Raw genomic sequence first — 26,662 nt, 5'->3', positions numbered from 1 at the left:
GGCTTCAGCGCACCGAGCCGCGCGGCGACCTCGGCCCGCTGCCGCGGTCTCTCCTGGCGGTGGCCGACCATGTGAGCGTGCCGGAAGCCGTCCGACGGCGGGTCGCCGGGGGTGTGGCGGACGCCGTCCGATCAGAGTCCGGCCCGCCGCGCGCCGTACCCCGTGGCCCGCTCGAACGCGTGGCCGAGGCGGAGCACGTCGAGGTCGGCCCACGGCCTGCCGACGATCTGCAGGCCGACGGGCAGCCCCCCGGAGGTGAACCCGCAGGGCACCGACATCGCCGGCGCGTGCAACACGCTGACCCAGTAGCAGGACCGCATCCACGCGAGGTAGTCCGGCATCGGCCGCCCGTTGATCTCCGTGACGTACGGGTCGTCCGCCGGGAACGGCGGCACCTGGCTGACCGGAGCGATCAGGAAGTCGTAGTCGTCGAAGAAGGCGTTCATCCGGTGGAACAACCCGGTGCGCAGCCGCTCGGCGCGGGCGAGATCGTCGCCGGTGACCTTGCGGCCCTCCTCGACGTTCCACGCCACGTTGGGACCCACCCCGGGCAGGTCGCCGTAGCTGAGCGCGTAGTACCACGCCCGCAGGATCCGGAAGGCGTCCTCGGCGTCGGACAGGTCGAGGTCGACCAACTCGACCCGGGCTCCCATCTCGGACAGCGTCCCGGCGGCCTCCGCGGTCGACCGGGCGGTCTCGGCGTCCACAGGAAGGCCCCCGAGGTCGGGGCTGTAGGCGATCCTGGCCCGGGTGACGTCCAGGTCCAGCCCGGTGCCGAACCTGTCGCCGTCCTCTCGCACCGCGTACGGGGAGGAGGGGTCGAAGCCGGAGATGGCCCGCATGAACAGGGCCAGGTCGGCGACGGTCCTGGCCAGCGGCCCGGGAACGCTCAACGTGAACCAGGCGGCGTGCGCCGACCTGGCCGGAACCCGGCCGGGGGTCGGCCGCAGCCCGGCCACGTTGCAGAAGGAGGCGGGGTTGCGCAGCGACCCGCCCATGTCGGATCCGTCGGCGAGTGGCACCATGCCGGACGCCAGGGCGGCGGTGGCGCCGCCGCTGCTGCCGCCCGCGCTCCTGGACAGGTCGTACGGGTTGCGGGTGACGCCGAACACCTCGTTGACCGTGTGCGACCCGGTGCCGAACTCGGGCGTGTTCGTCTTGCCGATCATGACGCCGCCGGCCGCCCGGACCCTTTTGACCAGGATGTCGTCCGTGTCGGGAACGTGGTCGGCGAACACGCGGGAGCCGTAGGTGGTCCGGACACCGGCGGTGTCGGCCAGGTCCTTGTGCGCGACCGGCAGCCCGTGCAGCGGGCCGAGGACCTCGCCCCTGGCCAGCGCCTCGTCGGCCCGCCGCGCCTGGTCGAGCGCCCGCTCGGGGGTCAGGGTGACGATCGCGTTGACCCGGCCGTCGACCTCCTCGATGCGGCGCAGGTGCGCCTCGGCCAGCTCGACCGCGCTGATCTGCTTCGCCAGGAGTAGTTCCGACATCTCGGTCGCGGTCAGGTAGTGCAGATCGGTCATCGGTGCGGCCCCCAAGGACGGTCGTACGGCTGGCCCTCCGAGTCTCGCGGAGCCGTCGCCGGACCGCGATGGCAAGGTTCGCCGAGGCGGATCAGCCGGTTTTGCCGATCGGGGCGGTGACGGCCCGGGTCAGCTCGATCAGGTTCGCCGGCGCCGTCTCGATCTGCAGGCCGCGCCGTCCGGCGGAGAAGTAGATCGTCTCGAACCCGAGCGCCGACTCGTCGACCACGGTGGGCAGCTTCTTGCGCTGGCCGAGCGGGCTGATCCCGCCGACGACGTATCCGGTGACCCGCTCCACCTTGGCCGCGTCCGCCATCGCGGCCCGCTTGCCCTTGAGCGCGGCGGCGAACGCCTTGAGGTCCAGCTTGCCGGAGACCGGGACGACGGCCACGGCGAGGCCGCCCTCGGTCTCGGCGACCAGCGTCTTGAAGATCCGCTCGTACGGCAGGCCGAGCGCGTCCGCCGCCTCCTCGCCGTACGCCTGGGAGCCCGCGTCGTGGTCATACGGGTGGAGGGTGAAGTCCACCTCGGCCTTGGCCAGTGCCATGGTCGCCGGGGTGCCCTGCCCGCCCTTGCCCTTGGTCTTGCTCACCTCTCGAAGGGTAGGGCATCCCGTTCCGGCGGCTCCAATCAATAGACGTCCTGTCCGGAAACAGCCTCGACGTCCCCGGGTGTCCCGGCGGCGAGCTCCAGGCGCTCGGCCCCCAGCCGGAGCGGCGGCGCGAGGCGTCGCCGACGGCGAGTAAGTCATCGGATCTCCGGTTCACCGGACCTCCAATTGACCTCAAGTGCGCTGGAGATTCTAAGGTCCGTGCCATGACTTTGCTTGATGATGGCACCAGGGTCGGGACCTGGCGTGAACTGCTCGGACCCGGGCACATCGGGACGTCCGTCGTCCTCGCCGGCGGGGTCGCCCTCTATGCGATCAACGTTTATGTGACCACCAGCCTGCTGCCGACCGCAGTGCGCGACATCGGCGGGGAACGCTTTTATGCCTGGAACGCGACGGTCTTCCTGATCGCCTCGGTCATCTCCTCGATGCTCGTCAGCAGGATTCTGGCGTCGCGCGGGGCCGTCGGGGCGTACCTGACCGGTTTCGGCGCCTTCACACTCGGCACCGTGATCTGCGCCGCGAGCCCGGTGATGGAGCTCCTGCTCGCGGGGCGCGCGATCCAGGGCCTCGGTGGCGGGCTCCTCGCCGGGCTGGGTTTCGCCGTCATGCGCTCCGCCCTGCCCCCGCACCTGTGGACCAGGGGCGCGGCCCTCGTGTCGGCGATGTGGGGGATCGGGGCCTTCGTCGGGCCCGCGCTCGGCGGGCTCTTCGCCCAGATCGGCGCGTGGCGGCTGGCGTTCGGGACGCTCGCGGCCCTGGCCGTGGCGATCGCCTTCATCGTGCCCAGGGCACTGCCGCGCGGCGAGCGCGGCGTCGCCGCCGGCCCGATTCCCGGGATGTCGCTCGCCCTGCTCACCGGGGCGGCGGCGCTGATCAGCCTGGCCGGCGTCCTGCCGCGCGGAGCGCTCACCGCGCTCGCCGTCGCGGGCTCGCTCGCCCTGGTCGCTCTGTTCCTCCTTCACGAGCGCCGCGCCGAGGTCCGGGTGCTGCCCGCCCTGACGTTCTCGGGCGGCTCGTCGCTGAAGTGGATCTATCTGACGATCGTCGTCCTCGCGATCGGCTCCACCGCCGAGACCTTCATTCCCCTGTTCGGGCAGCGGCTCGGCGGCCTGGCGCCGGTGGCGGCCGGGTTCCTCGGCGCCGCGCTGTCGCTCGGCTGGTCCACGGCCCAGTTCCTCAGCGCCAACGCCGTCCGCCCGGCGGCGATCCGGCGGATCCGTGTCGCCGGCCCCGCCGTCCTCGCCACCGGCCTGGCGCTCACCGGGCTCCTGCAGGCGGAGAACGCCGGCGGGCCGACCATGATCCTGTGGATCGTGACGTACATGATCGCCGGGGCCGGGATCGGCATGGCGTTCCCGCACCTGGCGACCGCGGTGATGGGCAGTACGGACGACCCGGAGGAGGCGGGCCGGGCGACCACGGCGATCAACACCGTGCAGCTCATCGCCAGCGCCTTCGGCTCCGCTCTCGCCGGGGTGCTGGTCAACCTCGGCGAGCCGTCCACCCTCCGCTCGGCGCACTACCTGCTGTTCGGCTTCGCTCTGATCGCGCTGCTCGGCTGCCTGACCACCCGTGCCTCCCGGTCCCGGGCGTGACCGGAAATCAGCTTGGGCCCCCAGGGCCCGTGGATAGCCTCCCGTGATGAATATTGAGATCGTCTGTCTTGAGCAGCGGCCCCGAGTTCGGCGACCGCCTGTGGGACATGCCCAACGACTGGCCGGAGTTCGTCCAGCACGACCCGATCAGCTGGACGCACCGGGCGTGGACCGGCCTGGCGTTCGACGTCGACGGCTGGGTGGAGGTGCCGGGGGCGAGCCCGGCACGCCTCCGGCCGCTCAGGCCAGCGCGATGGTGATGGGGCCGCCGTGCGGGTCGGCGCCGGAGAGCATCGAGGACGGCACCCGGAAGACCCGGCCGGGGGAGACCGGCCAGGGGAGTGTCCGGCGGGCGATCCGCCGTCCGTCCTGGGTCACCTCGACCCGGGCGACGAGCCGCGGCTCCGCCGACCAGAGCAGGATCCGCTCGCGCGGCGGCGTGCCCGCACCCGGACGGATCAGGCCGGGGGACACCCAGGTGAACGGTGCCTCGGCCCGCAGCGGGATGCCCGGCCCGTACGGCAGGGTGCCCGCGAGGTAGTCCCGGACGTGCCGGGCCACGTGCCGGCCGTCGAGCGCCGCGATGTCGGCGGTGTCCACCGGGTGGATCAGGTTGCCCACGGCGAAGACGCCGGGACGGCTGGTGCGCAGGGCGTTGTCGACCAGCGGCCCCTTGCTCCCGGGATCCATGTCCAGACCGGCCGCGCGGGCCAGTTCGTGGTCGGGGATCCAGTCACCGGTGAAGATCACCGTGTCGCACGGCACCGTGCGGCGCGTTCCCGTCGCCAGGTCCTCGACCTCGACCGCCTCGACCGCGTGATGCCCGATGATCCGTACGACCCGGGTCCGGGTCGCCACCGGCACCCGCAGCACGGCCCGTCCGGGCACGCTGAACGCGGCGTAGGACTCGGCGTGCGGCTGCTCCGTCGTCATCAGCACGGTGCGGCACCCGGCCTCGCGCAGGGTCAGCGCCGCCGACCAGCTCACCAGCTCCGCGCCGACGATCACCGCCCGCGTGCCGACCTCGCGATGGTGGAGGTGGATCAGGTTCTGCAACTGGCCGGTGTTCATCACACCGGGCGGCCGGTCGCCCGGCACCAGCCGGGCCGTCCTGGGCCGCTCCCTGGCCCCGGTCGCCAGCACGACGGCGCGGGCGTCGACACGGACCCGGCCCTCGGGCGTGGTGACGTCCAGGGCGCGCTCGCCGCTCCAGCCGGTGACCATCGCCGACGTCCGGACGCGGGCGCCCGCCTCCAGCGCGCGCTCGACGAGCAGCCGCGCGTACGCCGGACCGGTCATGACCCTGTGCAGGTCGCGCACGCCGTACCCGGTGTGGTCGCTGTGCCGGGGGATGCCCCCGGCCTGCCGCTCCCGGTCGAGCACCAGCACATCCAGCCCTCCGGCCGCGAGCTCCCGTGCCGCGGTCAGGCCGGACGGCCCGCCGCCGATGACGGCGACGTCCGGTGTCTCCAGGAGGACGTTCTCTGTCATGCTCCCCGTGCCGCTCACTGTGACTCCCCCGCGCGCAGGCGCTTTTCGACCTCGGCCCCGCAGAAGAAGCCCTGGCAGCGGCCCATCAGCGCCCGCGTACGGCGGCGCAGCCCGTCGACGTCGGCGGGCGGGATGGGCGAGGCGAGCGCGTCCCTGATCTCCCCCTCGGTGACCCGCTCGCAGAAGCACACGGCCGTGCCGTACGCCGGGTCCTCGGCGATGAGGTCCGCGCGCTGGTAGGGCCGAGGGAACGCCTCGCCGATGTTGGGCATGCGCGGCGGGTCCGGCAGTGTGGCCTTCGCGTCGAGCCGCAGCCCGGCATCGCCGAGCAGGCCGAGCGTGTGCTCGGCCAGGGCCATGGCCGACGTCAGCCCGGTGGAGCGGATGCCGCCGAGCACGAGGTAACGCTGCCCGGCGTCCAGGTGCACCTGGTAGTCGCCGTGCTCCGTGGCCGCCCGCAGGCCCGCGTAGGAGGCGGTGACCTCCTCGTCCAGCAGGGCGGGCATGAGCTTCCTGCCCTTCTCCAGCAGGAAGTCGAAGCCGTGCTCCGAGGTGGAGGTGTCCGTCCGGTCGTCCCGGTCCTCGGCGGTCGGGCCGAGCATGACGTTGCCGTAGATCGTCGGGCTGACCAGCACGCCCTTGCCCCGTGAGCTGGGCACCGGCAGCACGATCCGGTTCACCATCGGCCGCGCCTGCTTGTCGAACACGAACAGCTCGCCCCGGCGCGGGGTGACCGTGAACCGGCGGTGCCCGAAGAGACCGTCGATCACGTCGGATCCGAGCCCGGCGGCGTTGACCACCCAGCCCGCGCGCAGCGTCCCGCGGCCGGTGCGCAGCACCGTGTCGCCGTCCCCGCCGCTCTCCACGCCTTCGACCCTGGTGTTGAGCAGCACGTACGCGCCGCGGGACAGGGCCTCCGTGGCGAACGCCAGCGTGGTGGTCCACGGGCAGATGATCGACTCGTCCGGCACGGTCAGGCCGCCGAGCGCGCCCGGCGCCAGCGCCGGGACCTGCCGGTAGACCTCCTCCGCGCCGATGATCTCGCACCGCTCGTAGCCGTTCTTGACCGCCTTGGCGGCCAGTCCGGGAAGCGCGGCCAGTTCCTCGTCGGTCCAGGCGACCAGCACCGCCCCCGTCCGCTCGACCGGGATGCCGGTGGCGCCGGCGTATTCGGCCAGCAGCTCACAGCCCCGCCGTACCAGCCGGGATTCCAGCGTTCCGGGCGTCGCGTCGAACCCCGTGTGCAGGATCGCGGTGTTGGCCTTGCTCGTGCCGTCGCCGACGTCGCAGCGCGCCTCGACCAGCGCGACCGACAGCTCGTGCCCGGCCAGCGCGCGGGCCACGGCGGCACCGACGACCCCGCCGCCGATCACCGCCACGTCGACTCTCTCGACCGGCAGCGGGCCGTACCTCATCTGCCGTGCGTTCATGCGTCACTCCCCATGTCGTCGGCGCCGTCCGCCCTGTCCACGGCCCCCTCCGCGACCCGGTCGACGGCCGCGTCGACTCCCTGGCGCCACCGGGCCAGGAACTCGGCGGCGCGGTCGCCCGACCAGCGCGGCTCGTACGTCATGGACGGCGTCCACGCCGGAACGGCCTCCTCCACGCTGAGCGCGGGCTCCACCGCGAGCCGGGCCATGGCGGCGGCGCCGAGCGCGGTCGCGTGCGGCGACGGATAGACGTCCACCGGCATCTGGGCCAGGTCGGCCTGCGCCTGCATCAGCGTCGCCGACCGGGTGAGCCCTCCGTCCACCCGCAGCCGGGTCAGGGGGGCGCCGAGGTCACGGGCGACGACCTGGGCGAGGTCGGCCACCTGGGCGGCCACTCCTTCGAGGACCGCCCGGACCAGGTGGCCGGGGCGGGTGGACAGCGTCATGCCGAGGAACGAGGCGGTCGCCTCCGGGCGCCACCAGGGCGCGGCCAGCCCGGCGAGCGCCGGGACGAACAGCGCGCCCTGGCTGTCCGGCGCGGCGAGCGCGTCCAGGTCGGTCGCGCCGCCGATGAAGCCGAGGTCGCCGAGCCAGCGCACCGCCGACGCCGCCGTGTAGACCTGCCCGTCCACGCAGTACGGCGTGCCGCCCCTGGCCCGCCACGCCACGGACGTGGTCAGGCCGGAGGTGGACCGTACGGCGTGCTCGCCGGTGTTGGCCAGCAGGAACGCGCCGGTGCCGAAGGTGCACTTGGCCTCGCCGGGGCGCAGGCAGCCCTCCGCGAGGAGGGCGGCCTGCTGGTCGACGATGAGGCCGCCGACGGGGATCTCCCCGCCGAACGCCCGGGTGGTGCCGACGACCTCGTCGCAGGCGACGATCCGGGGCAGCCGCTCACCGTCCAGCTTGAATAGGCGCAGCAGCTCGGGACTCCAGTCGACGGCGTCCAGGTCGAGTACCAGCGACCGGCTGGCGGTGGCGGCGTCGGTCACGAACTCGCCGGTGAGGTGGTGCACCAGCCAGGTGTCGCTGGTGGTCACCACCCCGTCGGCGGTGAGATTGCGGCGGATCCACGCCATCTTGGGCGCGGAGAAGTAGGGATCGAGCACAAGCCCGGTCAGCTCCGCGATCCGGGCGGCGTGGTCGGCGAGATCGGCGCAGACGTCCTCCGCGCGGCGGTCCTGCCACACCAGCGCGGTCGTCAGCGGCCGCCCGGTGTCGGGGTCCCACGCGAGGACGGTCTCGCCCTGGTTGGCCAGGGTGACCGCGTCGATCGGCCGGCCCGCCTGGGCGACCGCCTGGCGGCCCGCCGCGAGCACCGAGTCGAGCAGTTCCTGCGGGTTCTGCTCGACCCGGCCCCCGGGCAGGTACGCCGGGCGGACGGGGACCTCGGCCAGCGCCAGGACGGCGCCGTCCGGCCCGACGACGACGGCCTTGGTGCCCGACGTCCCCTGGTCGATGGCCAGGATGGTCGTCACAGCTCATCCACCTCCGTGCCGACCTCCGCGGTCAGCCGGTCCCTGCGGGTGGCCCAGACGAAGGCGAACACGATGGCTCCGAGCACCAGCGAGCCGAGGGCGTAGAGCTGCGCCGTACGGAAGTCGGACGGGATGATGAAGATGCTCAGCTCGATGAGCAGCCAGACGACGGCGCCCGCGACGACGGGCTTCTCCCACCTGCCGAGCCGGAAGTCGTCCGGCTGCGGGCGGTACTTGTGCCGGGTGCCCAGATAGAGCGCCACGGTCCCGGCGTACAGGATGGCCGGCATCAGGGTGCCCGCACCCAGGAGCTGGGACAGGGCGTCGGCGTTGCCCGAGAAGGCGAGGACGATCAGGATCGAGGCGCCGGCGGCGACGACGGTGGCCCAGGTGGGGCCGCCGGTGGCGCGCGGCACCCGGCTCAGGGCGGTGGAGCACGGCAGCCTGCCGTCACGGGCCATGGCGTGCACGAGGCGGCTGCAGCTCACCATGATGACCAGGCCGCAGGCGAAGATGGCCACGCTCACGACGACGAGGAAGGCGCGCGCCATGCCGGCCCCGACCACGTTCTCGATGACCTGCGCGACGGGGGCGGAGGAGGCGCTGATGCCAGCGACGTCCGTGCCGAGGGCGGCGGTGACCACGATCAGGAACACCATGCCGATGATCACGCTGACCAGGATCGCGCGGACCATGGCCCGGGGGACGACCCGCTTGGGGTTGATGGTCTCCTCGGCGAGGTTGGCCGCCGACTCCCAGCCGACCAGGGTGAACGCGCCGAGCAGGGCCGAGAGCATGAACGGCCCGAGCCAGCCGAAGTAGCCGTCACCGGACGCGACGCCGGTGGAGGTCAGGTTGGACCATTCGGCGTGCCCGCCGAAGATCGCGAATCCGGCGATGAGCAGCGTGAGCCCGATCATCGCGATGACCTCGGCGCTGACCGCCAGGTTGTTGATCTTGGTGGTGATGGGGGTCGACCAGATGATGAGGACCATCTGCACCAGCAGCACGACCAGGGTCACCAGGGCGCCGCTGAGCGGGGTGTAGGTCCAGCCGAACAGCGGGAACAGGGCCGCCTGGGCGAGCCCGTAGTCGACCGCGACGGCGACGATCGCGAGGAACGCGAACGACACCCAGCCGAACCACCAGCCGAGAACCGGGGAGGCGAGCCGGCTCGCCCACTGGTAGCTGTAACCGGACAGCGGGATCCGGCTGGCGAGCATGCCGTAGACCAGCGCCACCATCAGCGTGCCCGCGCCCACGATGGGCCAGGTCCAGATGCCGGCCGGGCCGCCCGAGCTGAGCACCGTGCCGTACGTGGAGAACAGGCCGGTCGTGATCGAGATGAACGAGAAGGCGACCGCGAAGGACTCGAACGACTTCAGGGTGCGCTTGAACTGCTGGGAGTACCCGGCGTGCGAGATCGCCGCGTCGGCGGCGCTGTCGCTCCCGGTCGTGACCCCCGTCGGGGGCGTGGAACGATGGGACATGGATCGTCTCCTGCTGCGAAGAAAGTGAGCGGTCCTGGCCCGGTGGCGTTGCAGCGCCGCCGGGCCGAGTTTACGGCCTGATTACCTCCACACCCGCCCTGACCAGGGCGGATGCGAGTTCGGGTGGCGGTTCCCCGTCGGTGATGAGACCGGAGAACCCGTCCAGGCCGCACACCCGGTAGGCGGCGACCCTGCCATGTTTCGTGCTGTCGGCCAGCACGTAGGTGCGCGCCGTGTTCGCGAGGATGACCCGCTTCGTCGCGACCTCGTCGAGGTAGTAGTCGGTCAGCCCGGCCCGCGCCGTCACGCCGCCGGAGCCGAGCAGCGCCACGTCGGCCCGCAGGTCCTGGAAGAAGGCCACGGTCTGGGCGCCCCAGACCGCGAGGTCGCCCTGCCTGACCCGGCCTCCGGCGGTCAGCACCTCGACGCCCGGCCGCCCGGCGAGCTCCGCGGCGACCAGCAGCGAGCAGGTCGCCACGACCCCGTGGAACCCGGGCGGGATCGCCCGCGCCGCGTGCACGGCGGTGGTGCCCACATCGATGATCACCGTCTGGCCCGGCCGGAGGACCTGGGCGGCCAGCGCGCCGATGACCGTTTTCGCCTCCGCCTGCGCGGTGGAGCGCTCCAGGTAGGAGGACTCCTCGCCGGTGCCGGACGTGATGGCCGTGGCCCCGCCGTGCACCCGTACCAGCAGGCCGCGCTGTTCGAGGGTGTGCAGGTCGCGGCGGGCGGTCTCGTGCGAGACGCCGAGCAGGTCGACCAGATCCTCGGTGCGCAGCGTGCCGGCCTGCGACAGTGCCTCGACGATGCGCTGATGGCGCTGGGCCGGAAGCATGGACACCATCCACTTGACCGAAATTGACTGCTATTGCCCGGAATTGTGGATTAGTGCCCGAAAGATGTCAAGAGTCGGTCACCGGAACGAAACGCGTTGTCCGCATGCTGGACGTAACGGGATCAGCCTCGCGCCGTCCGTAGACTGGGTGGGTGATTTCCCGTATCGACCTGCGTGGGTCCCTGCCCGATGACCTGCGCGATGTGCTGCCCCGCGCCGAACTCGACGTCGAGGCCGCCCTTGACAAGGTGCGGCCCATATGTGAGGACGTGCGCCATCGTGGCGCGGCAGCCGTACGGGAGCTGACCGCGAGATTCGACGGCGTCGAGCTGAAGTCCACCCGCGTTCCGGTGGAGGAGCTCGGCCGGGCCCTGGCCGGTCTCGACCCGGCGGTGCGCGCCGCCCTCGAAGAGTCGATCAGGCGGGCCCGCCTGGTCCACCGCGACCAGCGGCGCGTCGACACCACCACGCAGGTCGTGCCGGGCGGCACGGTCACCGAGCGGTGGGTCCCGGTGGACCGCGTCGGCCTCTACGTGCCGGGCGGGCGGGCCGTCTACCCCTCCAGCGTGGTCATGAACGTGGTCCCCGCCCAGGAGGCCGGAGTCCCGTCGCTCGCCGTGACGTCGCCCGCCCAGAAGGAGTTCGGCGGGCTGCCGCACCCGACCATCCTCGCCGCCTGCGCGCTGCTCGGCGTCGACGAGGTCTACGCGGTGGGCGGGGCACAGGCCGTGGCGATGTTCGCCTACGGCACCGAGGAGTGCCCCCCGGCCACCATGGTCACCGGGCCGGGCAACATCTGGGTGGCCGCGGCGAAGCGCCTGCTCAAGGGACGCATCGGCATCGACTCCGAGGCGGGTCCGACCGAGATCGCGATCCTCGCCGACGAGACCGCCGACCCGGTGCACGTCGCCGCCGACCTGATCAGCCAGGCCGAGCACGACGTGATCGCCGCCTCCGTGCTCGTCACGACCAGCGTCGAGCTCGCCGACGCGGTGGAGAAGGAGCTGCCCGGCCAGGTCGCCGCCACCCGCCACTCCGAGCGGGTCACCGAGGCGCTGTCCGGCCGCCAGTCCGGCATCGTGCTGGTCTCCACCCTCGACGACGGCCTGCGCGTCGTCGACGCCTACGCCGCGGAACACCTGGAGATCCAGACGGCGGACGCGTCCGAGGTGGCCGCACGGGTGCGCAACGCGGGCGCCATCTTCGTCGGGGCGTACTCCCCGGTGTCGCTCGGCGACTACATGGCCGGATCCAACCACGTGCTGCCCACCGGCGGCTGCGCCTGCCACTCGTCGGGACTGTCCGTGCAGACCTTCCTGCGCGGCATCCACGTCGTCGACTACACCCGGGAGGCACTCGCCGGCGCCGCGCCGCACGTCTGCGTGCTCGCCGACGCCGAGGACCTCCCGGCGCACGGCGCGGCGATCCGCGCCCGGTTCGACTGGGGCATCCCCTCATGACGGATCCCGCCCGACAGGACAGCCAGCGAGAGAGCACCGTGACGACACTCGACGACCTGCCGATCCGGGACGACCTGCGGGGGAAAACGGCCTACGGCGCCCCCCAGCTCGACGTGCCCGTCCAGCTCAACACCAACGAGAACCCCTACCCGCCGTCGCCCGGCCTGGTCGACGACCTGGCCCGTGCCGTACGGCACGGCGCGGCGACGCTCAACCGCTATCCCGACCGGGACGCGCTCGACCTGCGCAAGGACCTCGCCGACTACCTCGGCCACGGCCTCACCGCCGGGCAGCTGTGGGCGGCCAACGGCTCCAACGAGATCATCCAGCAGATCCTCCAGGCGTTCGGCGGTTCGGGACGCTCGGCCATGGGCTTCGAGCCCTCCTACTCCATGCACCCGATCATCACGGGCGTCACCGGCACCCGCTGGATCGACGGCGCGCGCGAGGAGGACTTCGCGATCGACGAGGCGCGGGCCGTCGCCCTGATCGAGGAGCACCGGCCCGACGTGGTGTTCCTCACATCGCCGAACAACCCCACGGGCACGGCGCTGCCCCTCGGCGTGATCGAGCGGATCCTCGCCGCCGCGCCCGGCATGGTCGTGGTCGACGAGGCGTACGCCGAGTTCGCGCGCGCGGGGACGCCGTCGGCGCTGTCGCTGCTCCCGGGCAACCCCCGGCTGATCGTGACGCGCACCATGTCCAAGGCGTTCGCGATGGCGGGCACCCGGCTCGGATACCTCGCCGCCGACCCCGCCGTCATCGACGCGCTGCTGCTGGTCCGCCTGCCGTACCATCTGTCGACGCTGACGCAGGCGGCGGCCCGGGTCGCGCTCGCGCACCGCGAGGAACTGCTCGGCACGGTGGACGCGCTGCGCGCCGAGCGGGACGCGACGGTGGACTGGCTACGGCAACGTGGCCTGTCCGTCGCAGACTCCGACGCCAATTTCGTGCTATTCGGTAAGTTTCCGGATCGGCACGCGGTGTGGGAGGACATTCTCGACCGCGGCGTGCTGATCAGGGAGACCGGTCCGGCCGGCTGGCTGCGGGTGTCGATCGGGACAGGCGACGAGATGGCGGCCTTCCGCGCCGCACTGGAGGGGGTCCTCGGATGAGCGACGCGCGTGCGAGCGGCACGGGGCTCGGCGGCACGGGGCGCATCGGCCGGGTGGAGCGCGCCACCAAGGAGACGTCCGTGCTGGTCGAGGTCAACCTCGACGGCACCGGCCTCGTCGACGTGGCCACCGGCGTCGGGTTCTTCGACCACATGCTCGCCCAGCTCGGCAAGCACGGTCTCTTCGACCTGACCGTCAAGACGCAGGGCGACCTGCACATCGACTCCCACCACACGATCGAGGACACCTCGCTCGCGCTGGGCGCCGCGTTCCGCGAGGCCCTCGGCGACAAGTCGGGAATCCGGCGGTTCGGCACCGCGGCGTGCCCGCTGGACGAGTCGCTCGCCCAGGTCACGGTGGACCTGTCCGGCCGCCCCTACCTCGTGCACACCGAGCCCGAGGGCATGGCGCCGATGATCGGCCCCGAGTACGACACCACCATGACCCGGCACATCCTGGAGTCGTTCGTCGCCCAGGCCGCGGTCTGCCTCCACGTGCACGTGCCGTACGGGCGAAACGCCCACCACATCGTGGAGGCGCAGTTCAAGGCTCTGGCCCGCGCGCTGCGCGAGGCGTCGGAGCGGGACCCGCGCGCCACCGGCGTGCCGAGCACCAAGGGCGTGCTATGACCTTCGCGTCCGTCGGCATGATCTTCGTGGGGCTCTTCCTCATCGGCGGGGTCATCTCCGCCGTGCGCCAGGGCCTGAAAGGGCTCGCCATCGTCACCGGCGCCGGAGCGGTGCTGGCGCTGACCGCGGGGGCGTTGTGGTGGCAGTAGCGAAGCGGGTCGTGATCCTCGACTACGGATCGGGCAACCTGCGCTCGGCCGAGCGGGCTCTGGCCCGCGCGGGCGCCGACGTCACGGTGACGGCCGACTACGACGCGGCACTCGAAGCGGACGGCCTGGTCGTCCCCGGGGTCGGCGCGTTCGCGGCGTGCATGGCGGGGCTGAAGAGCGTCCACGGCGACCGCATCGTCGGCCGCAGGCTGGCCGCGGGGCGTCCGGTCCTCGGCATCTGCGTCGGCATGCAGATCCTCTTCGAGAAGGGCGTCGAGCACGGCGTCCACACCGAGGGCTGCGGCGAGTGGCCCGGCGTCGTCCAGCGCCTGGAGGCCCCCGTGCTGCCGCACATGGGCTGGAACACCGTGACCGCCCCCGAGGGCAGCGTCCTGTTCCGCGGGCTCGACGCCGAGACCCGCTTCTACTTCGTCCACTCGTACGGCGTGCGCCAATGGGAGCTCGCCGCCGGACCCGGGTTCGCCGACCCGCTGGTCACCTGGGCCGAGCACGGCGTGCCGTTCGTCGCGGCCGTCGAGAACGGGCCGCTCATGGCCACCCAGTTCCACCCGGAGAAGTCCGGGGACGCGGGAGCCGTACTGCTCTCCAACTGGTTGAGCACGCTGTGAACCCGCGGGGCCTCCCGGGCGCGAGCCCCGGACCGTCGCGAGGGGAGGCCACGTGAGCAGGGAACGAGCCAGGCGCCGGGCGGAGCGCGAGGCCGAGCGGGAGCGCCGCGCGGCGGAACACGCGCTCCGCGAGGCGCGGGCGGCCAGGCGGCGGGAGCTGCGCGGCCGGGTGACCGCCGTCCTGCCGCGGCGGGTCCGGGTGGCCAGGCAGGGCGGAATCCGCGCCCGCAGGCGCCGTGACCAGAACGCTGTGATCGCCGTGCTGTGGTTCATCACGCAGGTCCTCGCCTGGCTGCTGCTCGACGGCTGGGCCGCCAGGCTCGCCGTGCTCGTTCTGTCGATTCTGCTGATCCCGGTGCTCGTCACCGTCGTCTTTGACCGGAGGTCGTGACTGATGTCGCTCGTTTTGCTTCCCGCCGTGGATGTCGCCGACGGCCAGGCGGTTCGCCTGGTCCAGGGTGAAGCGGGCACGGAGACCTCGTACGGCGACCCGCTCGCCGCGGCGCTCGCCTGGCAGGAGGCCGGCGCCGAGTGGATCCATCTGGTGGACCTGGACGCCGCGTTCGGCCGCGGGAGCAACCGTGAGCTGCTGGCGTCGGTGGTGGGCGCCCTCGACGTGCAGGTCGAGCTGTCCGGTGGGATCCGCGACGACGCCTCGCTCGAGGCCGCCCTGGCCACCGGCTGCCGCCGGGTCAACATCGGCACCGCCGCCCTGGAGGACCCGGCCTGGTGCGCGAAGATCATCGCCGAGCACGGCGACCGCATCGCCGTCGGGCTCGACGTCCGGGGCACCACCCTGGCGGCGCGCGGCTGGACGCAGGAGGGCGGCGACCTGTGGGAGGTGCTCGACCGGCTGGAGTCGGAGGGCTGCCCGCGTTACGTCGTCACCGACGTCACCAAGGACGGCACACTGCGCGGGCCCAATCTGGACCTGCTCCGTGACGTCTGCCGCCGTACGGACAAGCCGGTGATCGCCAGCGGTGGCGTGTCCTCGCTGGACGACCTGCGCGCGTTGTCGACCCTCGTTCCCGAGGGCGTCGAGGGCGCCATCGTCGGCAAGGCGCTGTACGCCCAGGCGTTCACCCTGGAGGAGGCCCTGGCGGCGGTGAGTCCCCGATGAGCACCAGGATCTTCTCGGGCGGGCCGTGGGAGGACAGGTACGGCTACGCCCGTGCCGTCGTCGCCGGGCCCCGGGTGTGGGTCTCCGGATGCACCGCTACCGTGGACGGTGAGGTCCGGCACGTCGGCGACGCGTACCGGCAGACGCTCACCGCGATCTCCATCGCGCTCGACGCGATCGGCAAGGCGGGCGGCAGCCTGCAGGACGTCGTCCGTACCCGCATCTTCCTGGTGAAGGCGGAGGACTTCGACGCCGTCGGGCGGGCGCACGGAGAGGTCTTCGGCGCGGTCCGGCCGGCGTGCACGAGCATCCAGGTGGCCGGTCTGGTCGACCCCAGGATGCTGGTGGAGGTCGAGGTGGAGGCCTACCTGAACGACGGCACGCGCGAGGAGCGGAGCGAGGAGGCGCCATGACGGTCGCGGTACGCGTCATCCCCTGCCTGGACGTGGACGCCGGGCGGGTGGTCAAGGGCGTCAACTTCGAGAACCTGCGGGACGCGGGTGACCCGGTCGAGCTGGCCCGCCGCTACGACGCCGAGGGCGCCGATGAGCTGACTTTTCTGGACATCACCGCGTCGTCGGGTGAGCGGGAGACCATGCTGGACGTGGTCCGCCGCACCGCCGAGCAGGTCTTCATCCCGCTGACCGTCGGCGGGGGCGTGCGCACGGTCGAGGACGTGGACCGGCTGCTGCGCGCGGGCGCCGACAAGGTGGGCGTCAACACCGCCGCCATCGCGCGGCCCGAGCTGCTGACCGAGCTGTCCCGGCAGTTCGGCGCCCAGTGCATCGTGCTGTCCGTGGACGCGCGCCGCGTCGTGGACGGGCCGCCCACCTCCTCCGGCTTCGAGGTGACCACCCACGGCGGCCGCCGCGGCACCGGCATCGACGCGGTCGAGTGGGCCCGCCGCGGCCAGGACCTGGGCGTGGGGGAGATCCTGCTCAACTCCATGGACGGCGACGGCACCAAGGACGGCTACGACCTGGAGATGCTCAGGGCCGTGCGCGCGGCCGTCACCGTCCCCGTGATCGCCTCGGGCGGCGCGGGCGCGCTCGAGCACTTCCCGCCCGCGGTCGAGGCGGGCGCCGACGCCGTGCTCGCGGCGAGCGTCTTCCACTTCGGCGAGCTCAAGATCGCCGACGTCAAGGACACCCTCCGCGCCGCGGGACATCCTGTCCGCTGACCGGCCACGCGACCCCGGCCACTGACATAGCCGCTCAGAGGGCCGCTCAGAGGGCCGCTCAGAGGGCCGAGGTCGTACGGAGATACTCGGCGAAGCTCATCGGCGGATGGCCGACGAGCTTCTCCACGGTGTCGGAGACCACGTCCAGCTCTCCCGCGGCGATCGCGGCGTAGGACGTCACCCATCCGGCCACCTCCCATTCGGGGGCGCCGTACCGGGCACGGGACGCGTACGCCTCCTCGATCGTCTCGGCGTGGTACCGGGTCGTCCTGCCGGTGACGCGGCTGATCGTCTCGGCGGCCTCCGCGAGGGTCAGCGCGCGCGGCCCGGTCACGTCGTACGTCGCGCCGCCGTGGCCCTGCTCCCGCAGCACGACGGCCGCCACGTCCGCGATGTCGTCCCGCGCCACCATGGCGACGCGGCCCTGCCCGGCCGGCCCCCGGATGACACCGTCCTCACCGGCGAAGGACGGCACCAGGTCCATGTAGAGGCTGTTGCGCAGGAACGTGAACGCGATGCCGCTTCGGCGGATGTGCTGCTCGGTGTGCCAGTGGTCGCGGGCGAACGTGAAGGTCGCGTCCGGCGCGGCGCCGAGGAACGAGATGTACACGATCCTGGAGACGCCCGCGTCCAGCGCCGCGTCCACGGCCGTGGTGTGCCGTGCCACGCGGTCCGCCGTCTCGGTGGCGGAGACCAGCAGCAGCGTCTGCACCTCGTCGAGCGCGCCCCGCAGCGCGTCCGCGTCCTCGTACGACGCGGCGACCGCGTGGGCGCCCCGCAGGACCGGCGCGCGGGAGGTGTCGCGTACGACGAGGCGCTGCTCCACTCCGGCGGCGGCGAGCCTGCGCGCCACCCGCGAGCCGAGCTGACCGGTCGCTCCGGTCACGGCGATGAGATCAGAGGTCATCCGTCCAGTGTCACACCGTCCGGCGGCGCGCCGGCGGGTGGACTCGCGGATCATCAGCTCGGGTTGGACATGATCTGCTGTCCTCGCGCGCCACCCGGGGCGGAGGGAATCAGAACACCCGGAAATGGTGGAAGGTCTCGTACTCGGCGTCGTGGCCGGCGAAGTCCGCGGCCTCGGAACGCTTGACGGCGAGGTAGGCCCGGCGGCGCAGGGGACCGAGTGCCTCCATGAGCAGCTCGTCGGCCTCGAGCGCGTCCAGCGCCTCGTCGAGCGACTCGGGCAGCCGGACGCAGCCGAGGCGGGCGCGCTCGTCGTCGGTGAGCGTCGCGGGGTCCACGTTCACCGCCTCGCCCGGATCGAGCCGCCGCCTGATCCCGTCGAGCCCGGCGTGCAGGACGGCGCCGAGCGAGAGGTACGGGTTGGCGGTGGAGTCGGAGGGCTTGATCTCCAGGTTGGTGGACGCCTCGACGTTTCCCGCCATGGGTGAGCAGATCCGGACCGCCGCCTCCCGGTTGTCCATCCCGTAACAGGTGTACGCGCTGGCCCAGGCCCGCGGGGCCAGCCGCCGGTAGCTGTTGACGCTCGCGCAGGTCAGCGCGACGAGACCGGGAAGGTGGCGCAGGATGCCGCCGATGAAGTGGCGGGCCGTGTCCGACAGGCCGTCCCGCCCGCCGGCGAAGAGATTGCGCTGCAGCTCCTCGTCCCACAGGGAGACGTGCAGGTGCGTCCCGTTGCCCGCCTGCGCCGGGATCGGCTTGGGCGCCAGGGAAGCCCACAGGCCCATGCGGAAGGCCACGCCGCGCACGGTCTCGCGGTAGAGGACGTGGTTGTCGGCCGCTTTCAGCGCGGTGGCGTGCCGGATGGACAGCTCCTGCTGGCCGGCGCCGAGCTCCGGGTAGTAGTGCTCGACCCGCAGGCCCTGCGCGTCGAGATCGCGTACGAGCCGCACGGCGTAGTCGTGGGCCAGGTCGAACCCCGTGGTGGCGTAGCAGAGGCTGTCGTCGAGGGGCATGAGCCGGTCCGGGCCGCCGGTCGGGTCGGGGAGCCGCCGGCCGAGGGTGAACTCGGGCTCGAACGCCGCCACGGGGGTGAACCCTTCGTCGTGGAGCGTGGCGATCGCGTCTTTCAGGAACGTGCGCGGGCAGGCCGCCCAGGGGGCGCCGTCGAGGTCGCGCAGGTCCGAGAGCATCGCCGCGGCTCCCGGGGCGTACGGGAGGATCACGAAAGTCGCGGGGTCGGGGACGATGCGCACCTCGCCCACGGGACCCATGCCCTCCACCGGTTGCAGGTGGTCCAGCATCGACATGGCCATCATCGCCACCGTGTGCCCGATGCCGGTGGTGATCCGTTCGGCGAGACGCGCTCGTGCGGCGGCCTTGCCCCGGATCACCCCGCCGTGGTCGGCATAGATGAAGCGGACCAGCTCGACGCCCTCGACCTCCGCGCGTTCGAGGACGCGCAGTGCCGCGGGTTCGAGCTGCCGCACGTCGGAGACGTTGTGGCGATCCCTCATCATGCCTGCGTAACACGCCGGGCGCCGTCGCGGAAGTGCCGCCGCGCCGTCCCGGCCACACCGTCGGGGCCGGGTGTCATCGTGATGCCGTCACATCACGTCACGTCACGTCACATCACGTCACGTCACGTCACGTCACAAAGCAGAGACGCCACATATCAACTCAGAACAGTTGTAAAGAATTGCCCCAATCGCGTGGCGCCTGTGGTCACCGTGTCGAACACACCCTTCACTGCGCCCGCGGCGGCGGCTGGCTGATTGTAGAGGTAGAAGACCACGAACGCGATGGCCGCGTACGTAAGAACCTTCTTGACCTGCATTGGGGGGCCTCCTGCAGTCAGTTTCCCGGCTGTACATACCCAGCGACGCGAATGATCATAACTAGCCGGGAAGCCACGAGGCCCTTCCGGGGCCTAACTCTTCAGCCAGAAAACAGAGACGTGAAGAAGGCCGACAGCCGATCGGCGCCCGTGCCGATGCTGCCGAACACGCCCCTGACGGCGGCGGCGGCCCCCGCGGGCTGGGTGAACAGGTAGAAGACCACGAAAGCGACAGCGGCGTAGGTCAGCAACTTCTTCATGTTCATCAGAGTTCTGGCGCGGCCCCCGCCGTGACGGGTGAGGAGGCGCCGCCCCCCTTTCTTCTCCGATCGCTGGCCCTCATGCTGCCGCATCACGTCGTGATATGTGCGTGTTTCGCGAGGAGTGCCCGAGATTGGAGAGAACGGTGAGGCGGAGCCGCCCCTGTCACATGCCGAGCCGCGCCTCGCGCAGGCGGGCCACGGCGCCCGGATCGCCCTCGTAGGTCACTCGGGCGTGGGCCTGGCGGCCGAAGGCCAGCAGGAGCAGCTCCTGCGCGTCGCCGGTGACCACCACGGCCGGTTCGGCCATGCGGCCCGCGACCTTCTCCCCGTTCGTACGGCGGAGCACCACGCCGACCGGCGACCTCCGGAAGAACACCCGGGCCATGGTGCGCAGCCGCTTCCACAGCACGTCGTCCAGGCCCGCGGGCAGCTCCCTGGGCTCCCAGCCCGGCCGTGCCCGGCGGACGTCCTCGTGGTGGACGAACATCTCCACCGTGTTGACCAGCTCGTCGGCCCCCGGGACGAAGCCGTACGGCGTCCACTTCGGGGGGCCCTGCCGTACGAGATCGACGAGCTCGGGGTAGGGGTGCCTGGCCTTGAGCCCCTCCTGCACCGACGCGGTGTAGGGGGCGAGCGCCTTGACCGCGATGCCGCCCATGGCGTCCGGGCGGCGCTCGCGGAGCACGAGGTGGGCGGTGAGGTCCGCGGTCGTCCAGCCCTCGCAGAGCGTGGGCGCGTCGGGGCCGAGGTCGTCGAGCAGGTCGCAGAGCGCGGCGCGCTCCGCGCGGGTGTGGGTCACGCCCCGAGCCTAACCGAGCCGCAACGAACGATCCGATCTGCGGAATATTCCGGTTGATCAGGATGATAAGGAGTATCTAGGACCAATTACCTGGGAAGGTGTCGGTCCGAGGACGGATCCGGGGCTCCGCGCGGGCGGGGTAACGTCTCGGGTGCCCGTCCGGAAAAACCGGCTCCGGGCCGGAACCTGCCGGGAGCGAGCCGGTCGAACCGCGCCGCCACGATCGAGAGGACCTCACGCGTGTCGTCCAAGGTGTCCACCGCCGTCATGCGCCAGGGTCTCAAGGTCATCGGAGTCGCGATCAGGACCGAGCCGCGCGTCTTCACCGCCGCGGTGCTCTCCAGCGGCCTCTACGGCGTCATGACGGTCGCCTCGTCCTGGGCCCTGGGCCGGGCGACGGAACACGTCGTGCTGCCCGCCTTCCGCGAGGGCCGGACCAGCGCCGGCGCCCTGACGACCGCCGCGCTGCTGATCATCGGCGTGGCCGTGCTCAAGGCCCTCGGGATCATGGGGCGGCGCATCCTGGCCGGGATCATGCAGTACCGCATGCAGGCCGCGTCCCGCCGCGCCGTCACGCGGCAATACCTGCGGCTGCCGCTCGCCTGGCACCACCGCCACCCGACCGGCCAACTGCTCTCCAATGCCAGTTCCGACGCCGAGGCCGCCTGGGGGCCGCTCGCGCCGCTGCCCATGGCCGTCGGCGTCATCGTCATGCTGGTGACCGCCGCCGTGGCGATCCTGGTGACGGACCCGGTGCTCGCCATCGTCGGTTTCCTGATATTTCCGGCTATCGCGGTGCTCAACCTGATCTACCAGCGCAAGCTGTCCCCGCTGGCGACCCGGGCGCAGCAGCTGCGCGCCGAGGTCAGCGAGATCGCCCACGAGAGCTTCGACGGCGCCCTCGTCGTCAAGACCCTCGGCAGGGAGGACGCCGAGACCGCCAGGTTCCAGGCCAAGGCCGACGAGCTGCGCGACGCCAACATCGCGGTCGGCCGGGTCCGCGGGTTGTTCGACCCCATGCTCGAAGCCCTGCCCACCCTCGGTGTGCTGGCCGTCCTCCTCGTCGGCGCGCTCCGGCTGCAGAGCGGCGGCATGGTGGCGGGCGAGCTGATCGAGATCGCCTACCTGTTCACGCTGCTCGCCTTCCCGATCCGCGCGCTCGGCTGGGTGCTCGCCGAGCTGCCGCGCAGCGTCGTCGGCTGGAACCGGGTCCAGGACGTCCTCGACGCCTCGGGCTCCATGGAGTACGGCACGGCCCGGCTGGACGGCCACGGCCCAGCCGAGATCGAGATGAGCGGCGTCACCTACGGATACGACCCCGAGGCGCCCGTGCTGCGCGACGTCGGCCTCGGCGTCACGCCGGGAAGGACCGTGGCCGTCGTCGGCCCGACCGGGTCGGGCAAGTCCACGCTCACCCAGCTCCTCGCCCGCCTGATCGACCCGGACCGCGGCGCCGTGCGCGTCGACGGGACCGACCTGCGCGAGGCGGCGCGCGGCGCGGTCAGCGAGGTGGTGGCGCTCGTGCCCCAGCAGACCTTCCTGTTCGACGACAGCGTGCGCGGCAACATCGCGCTCGACCGGGACACGCACGACCGGTCGACGGACGAGCAGGTCTGGGCGGCGCTGCGGCTCGCGCAGGCGGACGGCTTCGTCGCCGCGCTCCCCGAGGGCCTCGACACGCGGGTCGGTGAGCGCGGCGCCACGCTGTCCGGCGGCCAGCGCCAGCGCATCGCGCTCGCCCGCGCCCTCGTGCGGGAACCACGCCTGCTCATCCTCGACGACGCCACCTCCAGCGTGGACCCGCAGGTCGAGAAGCGCATCCTGTACGGCCTGCGCGAGGGATCGGCCCGGTCCACGGTCATCGTGGTGGCCTACCGGATGGCCACCATCGCCCTGGCCGACGAGGTCGTCTACCTGGAGCACGGGGCGGTGGCCGACCACGGCACCCATGAGGAGCTGCTGGCCCGCTGCGAGGGCTACCGCAACCTCGTCACCGCGTACGAGCGGGAAGAGGCCGAGCGGGCCGCGATCGAGAGCGACGAGGAGGTCGTGGCGTGACCGCCGTGACAGAGGAGCGGGAGGCCGTCGCGGCCGGCGGCGCCATGCGGGCCGCAGAGCGGTCCGCGCTCGAGACCCTACGGCATGGCCTGCGGTTGTCGCCGGAATTCCGCCGCGGCCTCGGCGGGACCGCGGTCCTCGCCGTGCTCGCCACCCTCGGCAAGGTCATCATCCCGTTCGCCGTGCAGCAGGTCATCGACCACGGCCTGCGCGGTGCCGCGCCCGACGTGCCGTTCATCAGGAACATGGTCCTCCTGTGCGGCCTGGCCGTGCTGCTGACCGCGCTGGCCGGATACCTCATGAACGTCCGGCTCTACCGGGCCACCGAGTCGGGGCTCGCCACGCTGCGCGGCAAGGGCTTCCGGCACGTGCACGACCTGTCCGTGCTCACCCAGAACAGCGAGCGGCGCGGCTCCCTCGTCTCGCGGGTGACCGGCGACGTGGACCAGATCAGCAACTTCATGCAGTGGGGCGGCCTGATGGTCATCGTCGCCGCCGGGCAGTTGCTGATCGCGACGATCGTCATGGCGGTCTTCTCGTGGCAGCTCACGCTCCTGGTGTGGGCCTGTTTCCTTCCGCTGATCTTCGTGCTGCCGAGGTTCCAGCGGCTGGTGGCGGCCGGGTACACCGCCGTACGCGAGCGCACCGGCGACGTGCTCGCGGCCGTCAGCGAGTCGGTCGTCGGCAGCGCGGTGATCAGGGCGTACGGCTCGGAGGACCGGACGGCCAGGCGCGTCGACGCCGCGGTCGACGGCCAGCGCGCGGCGCAGACCCGGGCTCAGAAGATCGTCGGGCTGACCTTCCCGGTCACTGAGCTGGTCGCGTCCGTCGCCTTGGCGGGGGTGGTGCTGCTCGGCGTCGAGCTGGGCCTGCACGGCTCGATCACCGAGGGGCGGCTGGTCGCCTTCCTGTTCCTGATCACGCTGTTCATCAGCCCGCTGCAGACCGCGACCGAGGTTCTGAACGAGGCGCAGAACGCGATCGCGGGGTGGCGGCGCATCCTCGGCGTGCTGGACTCCCCGGCAGACGTGGCCGACCCCGAGAACGGGGTGACGCTGCCGCGCGGGCCGATCTCCGTGTCGTTCGAGGGCGTCGGGTTCTCCTATCCGGGCGGCGTTCCGGTCCTGCACGACGTCTCCGTCGACATCCCGCCGCGCACCCGCGTGGCCGTGGTCGGGGAGACCGGGTCCGGCAAGACGACCTTCGCCAAGCTCCTCACCCGCCTGATGGACCCCGTGTCCGGCCAGGTCCTCGTGGACGGCATCGACCTGCGGGACGTGAAGTTCTCCTCGCTGCGCGAGCGGATCGTCATGGTGCCCCAGGACGGCTTCCTCTTCGACGCGACCCTGGAGGACAACATCCGCTTCGGCCGGCCGTCCGCCACCACGGAGGAGATCCGGCTGGCGCTGACCGAGCTCGGGCTCACCGACTGGCTGGACGGGCTTCCCGCCGGCCTGGACACCCCGGTCGGCCAGCGCGGCGAGTCCCTGTCGGCGGGGGAGCGCCAGCTCCTCGCCCTCGCGCGCGCCTACCTCGCCGACCCCGACCTGCTGCTTCTCGATGAGGCGACCTCCGCTGTGGACCCCGCCACCGAGGTGCGGATCGCGCGGGCGCTCGACGGGGTCACCCGGGGTCGCACGGCCGTCTCGATCGCGCACCGCCTCTCGACGGCCGAGGCCGCCGACGAGGTGCTGGTCTTCCAGCACGGCCGGATCGTCCAGCGCGGCCCGCACGCCGAGCTGGTCGAGGAGCCGGGCGTCTACGCCGACCTCTACGCGTCCTGGACCTCCGCCACCCGTTCCTGAAGGGTCGGCGTTTCCGAGCGGTCGGCGTTTCCGAGCGGTCAGCGGCGGTGGAGCGGGCCGCTCTGCTCGGAACGGGAGCGCGCGGTTCTCGGGCCCGCCGAGAGCCGCGGCTGGAGGAAGGCCAGGATCAGCGTGCCTCCTCCGGTGATCACGACCCCGGCCATCTCCTCGCCCAGCACCTTCGTGGCATAGGCCCAGAAACCCACCAGGATGATCACCACCCCCGGCGCGCAGGCGAGGAGGAACCGCAGCAGCGTGCGGAACCCGGCCCAGCGCGAGGACGACGGCGGGCTTTCCGCGCCGGGCCGGTCGGCCGCCTCGTCGAAGAGCCCGCCGTCCAGCGCCAGCCGCCGCAGGACGTCGAAGAGCGTCTCGCCGAGCTCGGCCACGGATCGGCGACCGTAGAAGAAGTCCACCTGGTCGCGGCGGATCGCCGACCCCGTGCGCCGGATCTGGTCCAGGATCACCGCGTCCACCGCGGGCGCCCCGGTACGCAGTGCCCGGGGCGCGCACGTCTGGTACACGCCCGCGATGTAGTCGAGCTGCCGGACGAACCAGCGACGGGTCTCCACACTCAGGCTCACGGTCCCCACCACAGGCGTGGCCGCGTAGAGGCCGGGTTCCGCCGACACCGCCGCCGTCTCCCTGATCAGCCAGGCCAGGTTGTCGAGGAGGCTCTCCACGGGGAAGGCGCGGTCCTTGCGCCGCCAGATCCCCGCACGGGTGAGCCATTCGCCCATCAGCACCAGGAAGTACGTGCCGACGAGGGAGGCCGACGCGGCGCCGGCTCCGCGCAGCGGGCGCACCAGCCAGTCCGGTACGCGCGGCGGGAACAGAGCCGCGAAGCACAGCGCGATCACGCTCACCATCAGGAGCGTGGCCAGCCAGCGGCCCCACCTGGACCGTCGCTGCTCACCCCACATCATGGCGAGCCAGGTGAGCGCGGCGGCGACGACCGCGGCGACCGGCGCCGCGAGATAGCCGTACCAGGGGCCGGCGGGCGGCCACGCCGTCGCCGTGAGCGTCGCGAGCGCGACCGTCCAGCCCAGCAGGGCGGGTGTCAGGGACTCGATGACGGTCTGGACCTGCTCGAGCCGCTGCGCGCGGCGCACGCCCGCCTCCACCGACTCCCGGACCCGCCGCCGCGCCGCGGCGTCGAGGTCGTCCAGGTAGGGGGACAGGGCCCTCAGCTTGAGCGCGAGCGCGTGATCCACCAGGAGCCCGTGGTGCGCACGCAGCGCCCCGGCCCAGCGGAACGGCTGCCAGCCCAGCGAGAGGGCCGGCTCCGGTGGAACGGACAACCCCACCGTGGCCGGCCGCGTCTCCACCGCCTCTTCGGGCATTCCGCGCCTCCTCACGCCCGCGCCGGGGACCCACCGTCAGGATGGCCCCTTGAGTGCGCCCCGGACAGCGGGCTGCCCGAATCGATATCCGGGCGCGTTCAGCGCGTCTGGGGATCGCCCCCGGACAGCCGCTGGGCGAGGTAGATCGGGACGACGGACACGACGATCAGCGCGGCGGCGACGACGTTCACCACCGGCGCCTGGTTGGGCCGGAACAGGTTCTCGAAGATCCAGATGGGCAGAGTCCGCACTCCGGCGCCCGCGGTGAACGTGGTCACGATGATCTCGTCGAACGACAGCGCGAACGCCAGCAGGCCGCCCGCGAGCAGCGCCGAGCGCATCATCGGGAACGTCACCAGGCGGAACGTGGTGAACGTGTCCGCGCCCAGGTCGGCCGACGCCTCCTCCAGGTTCAGGCCCATGCGCCGCAACCGCGCCAGCACGTTGTTGTAGACGGTCACCACGCAGAACGTCGCGTGCCCGACGATCACGGTGAACAGCCCGAGGGGGACACCGAGCACCGAGTGGAACGTGTTGCTCAGCGCGATGCCGGTCACGATGCCGGGCAGCGCGATCGGAAGCACGATCAGCAGCGACACGGTGTCCCGGCCGAAGAACCGGTAGCGCTGCACGGCGAACGCCGCCATGGTCCCCAGCAGCAGCGCGATCACGGTCGCGCCCAGCCCCGCCTGGACCGAGGTCCACAGCGCGTCGCGCACACCCGTGGAGCGCCAGGCCGCGCCCCACCACTGGAGCGTGAACCCCGGAGGAGGCCATCCGAACGTGCGGTCGGAGTTGAAGGAGTTCAGCACGACCACGCCGAGCGGCACGTAGATGACGCCGAGACCGAGCACCAGCGCCGTCCACAACGACGCGCGAGCCGTACGGGACAGATTCATCGTGACTCCTTCGCCGGCCGG

27 protein-coding genes are annotated in these 26,662 nt (G+C 72.3%); 13 read left to right on the top strand and 14 right to left on the bottom strand.

Annotated features, from left to right (window positions below):
- Positions 1–131 precede the first annotated feature (131 nt).
- Positions 132–1,523 (bottom strand): amidase, encoded by a 1,392-nt coding sequence (locus AB0I59_RS08240; protein ID WP_358131415.1) that lies wholly within the window; start codon positions 1,521–1,523, stop codon positions 132–134.
- Positions 1,524–1,614: 91 nt separating this feature from the next.
- Positions 1,615–2,070, bottom strand: coding sequence for a Cys-tRNA(Pro) deacylase (gene ybaK / locus AB0I59_RS08235; protein WP_061252795.1), 456 nt, complete (start codon positions 2,068–2,070; stop codon positions 1,615–1,617).
- Positions 2,071–2,339: 269 nt separating this feature from the next.
- On the opposite strand from ybaK, the gene AB0I59_RS08230 reads away from it, so the two are divergent.
- Positions 2,340–3,731: an MFS transporter gene (locus tag AB0I59_RS08230; RefSeq protein WP_061252366.1), complete on the top strand. Its 1,392-nt coding sequence runs from the start codon at positions 2,340–2,342 to the stop codon at positions 3,729–3,731.
- A gap of 68 nt (positions 3,732–3,799) precedes the next feature.
- Positions 3,800–3,991, top strand: a complete 192-nt coding sequence (locus tag AB0I59_RS08225) for a hypothetical protein (RefSeq protein ID WP_061252367.1) — start codon at positions 3,800–3,802, stop codon at positions 3,989–3,991.
- Here AB0I59_RS08225 and AB0I59_RS08220 read toward each other — a convergent pair.
- The 5 genes from AB0I59_RS08220 to AB0I59_RS08200 form a co-directional block, all read right to left on the bottom strand.
- Positions 3,972–5,222 (bottom strand): NAD(P)/FAD-dependent oxidoreductase, encoded by a 1,251-nt coding sequence (locus tag AB0I59_RS08220; protein ID WP_358131412.1) that lies wholly within the window; start codon positions 5,220–5,222, stop codon positions 3,972–3,974. The genes AB0I59_RS08225 and AB0I59_RS08220 overlap by 20 nt on opposite strands.
- A 14-nt stretch (positions 5,223–5,236) precedes the next feature.
- Entirely contained in the window at positions 5,237–6,652 is a 1,416-nt protein-coding gene (locus AB0I59_RS08215) for an NAD(P)/FAD-dependent oxidoreductase (RefSeq protein ID WP_358131409.1), read from the bottom strand.
- A complete protein-coding gene (locus tag AB0I59_RS08210; RefSeq protein WP_358131406.1) occupies positions 6,649–8,127 on the bottom strand; it encodes an FGGY family carbohydrate kinase in 1,479 nt (492 codons plus the stop codon). The genes AB0I59_RS08215 and AB0I59_RS08210 overlap by 4 nt, the downstream gene beginning before the upstream one ends.
- Positions 8,124–9,617 carry an amino acid permease gene (locus AB0I59_RS08205; protein ID WP_358131403.1) on the bottom strand — a complete coding sequence of 498 codons (1,494 nt, stop codon included), beginning with the start codon at positions 9,615–9,617 and terminating at the stop codon, positions 8,124–8,126. Before AB0I59_RS08205 ends, AB0I59_RS08210 begins: the two co-directional genes overlap by 4 nt.
- Positions 9,618–9,687: 70 nt before the next feature.
- Entirely contained in the window at positions 9,688–10,452 is a 765-nt protein-coding gene (locus AB0I59_RS08200) for a DeoR/GlpR family DNA-binding transcription regulator (RefSeq protein WP_061252370.1), read from the bottom strand.
- A 152-nt stretch (positions 10,453–10,604) separates the two neighbouring features.
- On the opposite strand from AB0I59_RS08200, the gene hisD reads away from it, so the two are divergent.
- The 9 genes from hisD to hisF are packed head-to-tail and all read left to right on the top strand — an operon-like array spanning position 10,605 to position 16,734.
- Positions 10,605–11,912, top strand: coding sequence for a histidinol dehydrogenase (gene hisD / locus AB0I59_RS08195; RefSeq protein WP_358131400.1), 1,308 nt, complete (start codon positions 10,605–10,607; stop codon positions 11,910–11,912).
- A 38-nt stretch (positions 11,913–11,950) separates the two neighbouring features.
- Positions 11,951–13,027, top strand: a complete 1,077-nt coding sequence (locus AB0I59_RS08190; RefSeq protein WP_308066766.1) for a histidinol-phosphate transaminase — start codon at positions 11,951–11,953, stop codon at positions 13,025–13,027.
- The gene (gene hisB, locus AB0I59_RS08185; protein ID WP_061252373.1) at positions 13,024–13,656 is read left to right on the top strand and encodes an imidazoleglycerol-phosphate dehydratase HisB; all 633 of its coding nucleotides are present in this window, start codon (positions 13,024–13,026) and stop codon (positions 13,654–13,656) included. Before AB0I59_RS08190 ends, hisB begins: the two co-directional genes overlap by 4 nt.
- Positions 13,653–13,805, top strand: coding sequence for a CG2302 family histidine operon protein (locus AB0I59_RS08180; RefSeq protein WP_228639099.1), 153 nt, complete (start codon positions 13,653–13,655; stop codon positions 13,803–13,805). Before hisB ends, AB0I59_RS08180 begins: the two co-directional genes overlap by 4 nt.
- The gene (gene hisH / locus AB0I59_RS08175; RefSeq protein WP_061252798.1) at positions 13,796–14,434 is read left to right on the top strand and encodes an imidazole glycerol phosphate synthase subunit HisH; all 639 of its coding nucleotides are present in this window, start codon (positions 13,796–13,798) and stop codon (positions 14,432–14,434) included. The genes AB0I59_RS08180 and hisH overlap by 10 nt, the downstream gene beginning before the upstream one ends.
- Positions 14,435–14,486: 52 nt before the next feature.
- Positions 14,487–14,825: a hypothetical protein gene (locus AB0I59_RS08170; RefSeq protein ID WP_061252374.1), complete on the top strand. Its 339-nt coding sequence runs from the start codon at positions 14,487–14,489 to the stop codon at positions 14,823–14,825.
- A 3-nt stretch (positions 14,826–14,828) separates the two neighbouring features.
- Positions 14,829–15,554 carry a bifunctional 1-(5-phosphoribosyl)-5-((5-phosphoribosylamino)methylideneamino)imidazole-4-carboxamide isomerase/phosphoribosylanthranilate isomerase PriA gene (gene priA / locus AB0I59_RS08165; RefSeq protein ID WP_061252375.1) on the top strand — a complete coding sequence of 242 codons (726 nt, stop codon included), beginning with the start codon at positions 14,829–14,831 and terminating at the stop codon, positions 15,552–15,554.
- Positions 15,551–15,967: a RidA family protein gene (locus tag AB0I59_RS08160; RefSeq protein WP_061252376.1), complete on the top strand. Its 417-nt coding sequence runs from the start codon at positions 15,551–15,553 to the stop codon at positions 15,965–15,967. Before priA ends, AB0I59_RS08160 begins: the two co-directional genes overlap by 4 nt.
- Complete coding sequence (hisF, locus tag AB0I59_RS08155) at positions 15,964–16,734, top strand: imidazole glycerol phosphate synthase subunit HisF (RefSeq protein ID WP_358131394.1); 771 nt, start codon at positions 15,964–15,966, stop codon at positions 16,732–16,734. Before AB0I59_RS08160 ends, hisF begins: the two co-directional genes overlap by 4 nt.
- A 58-nt stretch (positions 16,735–16,792) precedes the next feature.
- Here the strand turns inward: hisF and AB0I59_RS08150 are convergent, their stop codons facing one another.
- From AB0I59_RS08150 to AB0I59_RS08130, 5 genes are all read right to left on the bottom strand, one after another.
- Positions 16,793–17,641, bottom strand: a complete 849-nt coding sequence (locus AB0I59_RS08150) for an SDR family oxidoreductase (RefSeq protein WP_358131391.1) — start codon at positions 17,639–17,641, stop codon at positions 16,793–16,795.
- Between the two features lie 109 nt (positions 17,642–17,750).
- On the bottom strand, positions 17,751–19,157 hold the full coding sequence (locus tag AB0I59_RS08145) for a glutamine synthetase family protein (RefSeq protein ID WP_358131388.1): 1,407 nt from the start codon (positions 19,155–19,157) through the stop codon (positions 17,751–17,753).
- A 155-nt stretch (positions 19,158–19,312) separates the two neighbouring features.
- Positions 19,313–19,474 (bottom strand): hypothetical protein, encoded by a 162-nt coding sequence (locus tag AB0I59_RS08140; RefSeq protein WP_228639087.1) that lies wholly within the window; start codon positions 19,472–19,474, stop codon positions 19,313–19,315.
- Between the two features lie 101 nt (positions 19,475–19,575).
- Positions 19,576–19,734 (bottom strand): hypothetical protein, encoded by a 159-nt coding sequence (locus AB0I59_RS08135; RefSeq protein ID WP_228639166.1) that lies wholly within the window; start codon positions 19,732–19,734, stop codon positions 19,576–19,578.
- Positions 19,735–19,900: 166 nt separating this feature from the next.
- Entirely contained in the window at positions 19,901–20,536 is a 636-nt protein-coding gene (locus AB0I59_RS08130) for a TIGR03085 family metal-binding protein (RefSeq protein WP_061252379.1), read from the bottom strand.
- A 267-nt stretch (positions 20,537–20,803) separates the two neighbouring features.
- Here AB0I59_RS08130 and AB0I59_RS08125 point away from each other — a divergent pair, with 267 nt between their 5' ends.
- Entirely contained in the window at positions 20,804–22,594 is a 1,791-nt protein-coding gene (locus AB0I59_RS08125) for an ABC transporter ATP-binding protein (protein ID WP_358131590.1), read from the top strand.
- A gap of 44 nt (positions 22,595–22,638) precedes the next feature.
- The gene (locus AB0I59_RS08120) at positions 22,639–24,399 is read left to right on the top strand and encodes an ABC transporter ATP-binding protein (RefSeq protein ID WP_061252801.1); all 1,761 of its coding nucleotides are present in this window, start codon (positions 22,639–22,641) and stop codon (positions 24,397–24,399) included.
- A 38-nt stretch (positions 24,400–24,437) separates the two neighbouring features.
- Here AB0I59_RS08120 and AB0I59_RS08115 read toward each other — a convergent pair whose 3' ends face one another.
- Together AB0I59_RS08115 and AB0I59_RS08110 are read right to left on the bottom strand one after the other, a co-directional pair.
- Positions 24,438–25,742, bottom strand: coding sequence for a hypothetical protein (locus AB0I59_RS08115; RefSeq protein ID WP_061252380.1), 1,305 nt, complete (start codon positions 25,740–25,742; stop codon positions 24,438–24,440).
- A 98-nt stretch (positions 25,743–25,840) separates the two neighbouring features.
- Entirely contained in the window at positions 25,841–26,641 is an 801-nt protein-coding gene (locus tag AB0I59_RS08110; RefSeq protein WP_061252381.1) for an ABC transporter permease, read from the bottom strand.
- Positions 26,642–26,662: the final 21 nt, after the last annotated feature.

It is taken from the genome of Microtetraspora glauca, assembly GCF_040656155.1.
Classification (GTDB): domain Bacteria; phylum Actinomycetota; class Actinomycetes; order Streptosporangiales; family Streptosporangiaceae; genus Microtetraspora; species Microtetraspora glauca.
Note: the sequence above shows the minus strand (reverse complement) of the source record. Positions and strands in the feature narration are given on the sequence as shown.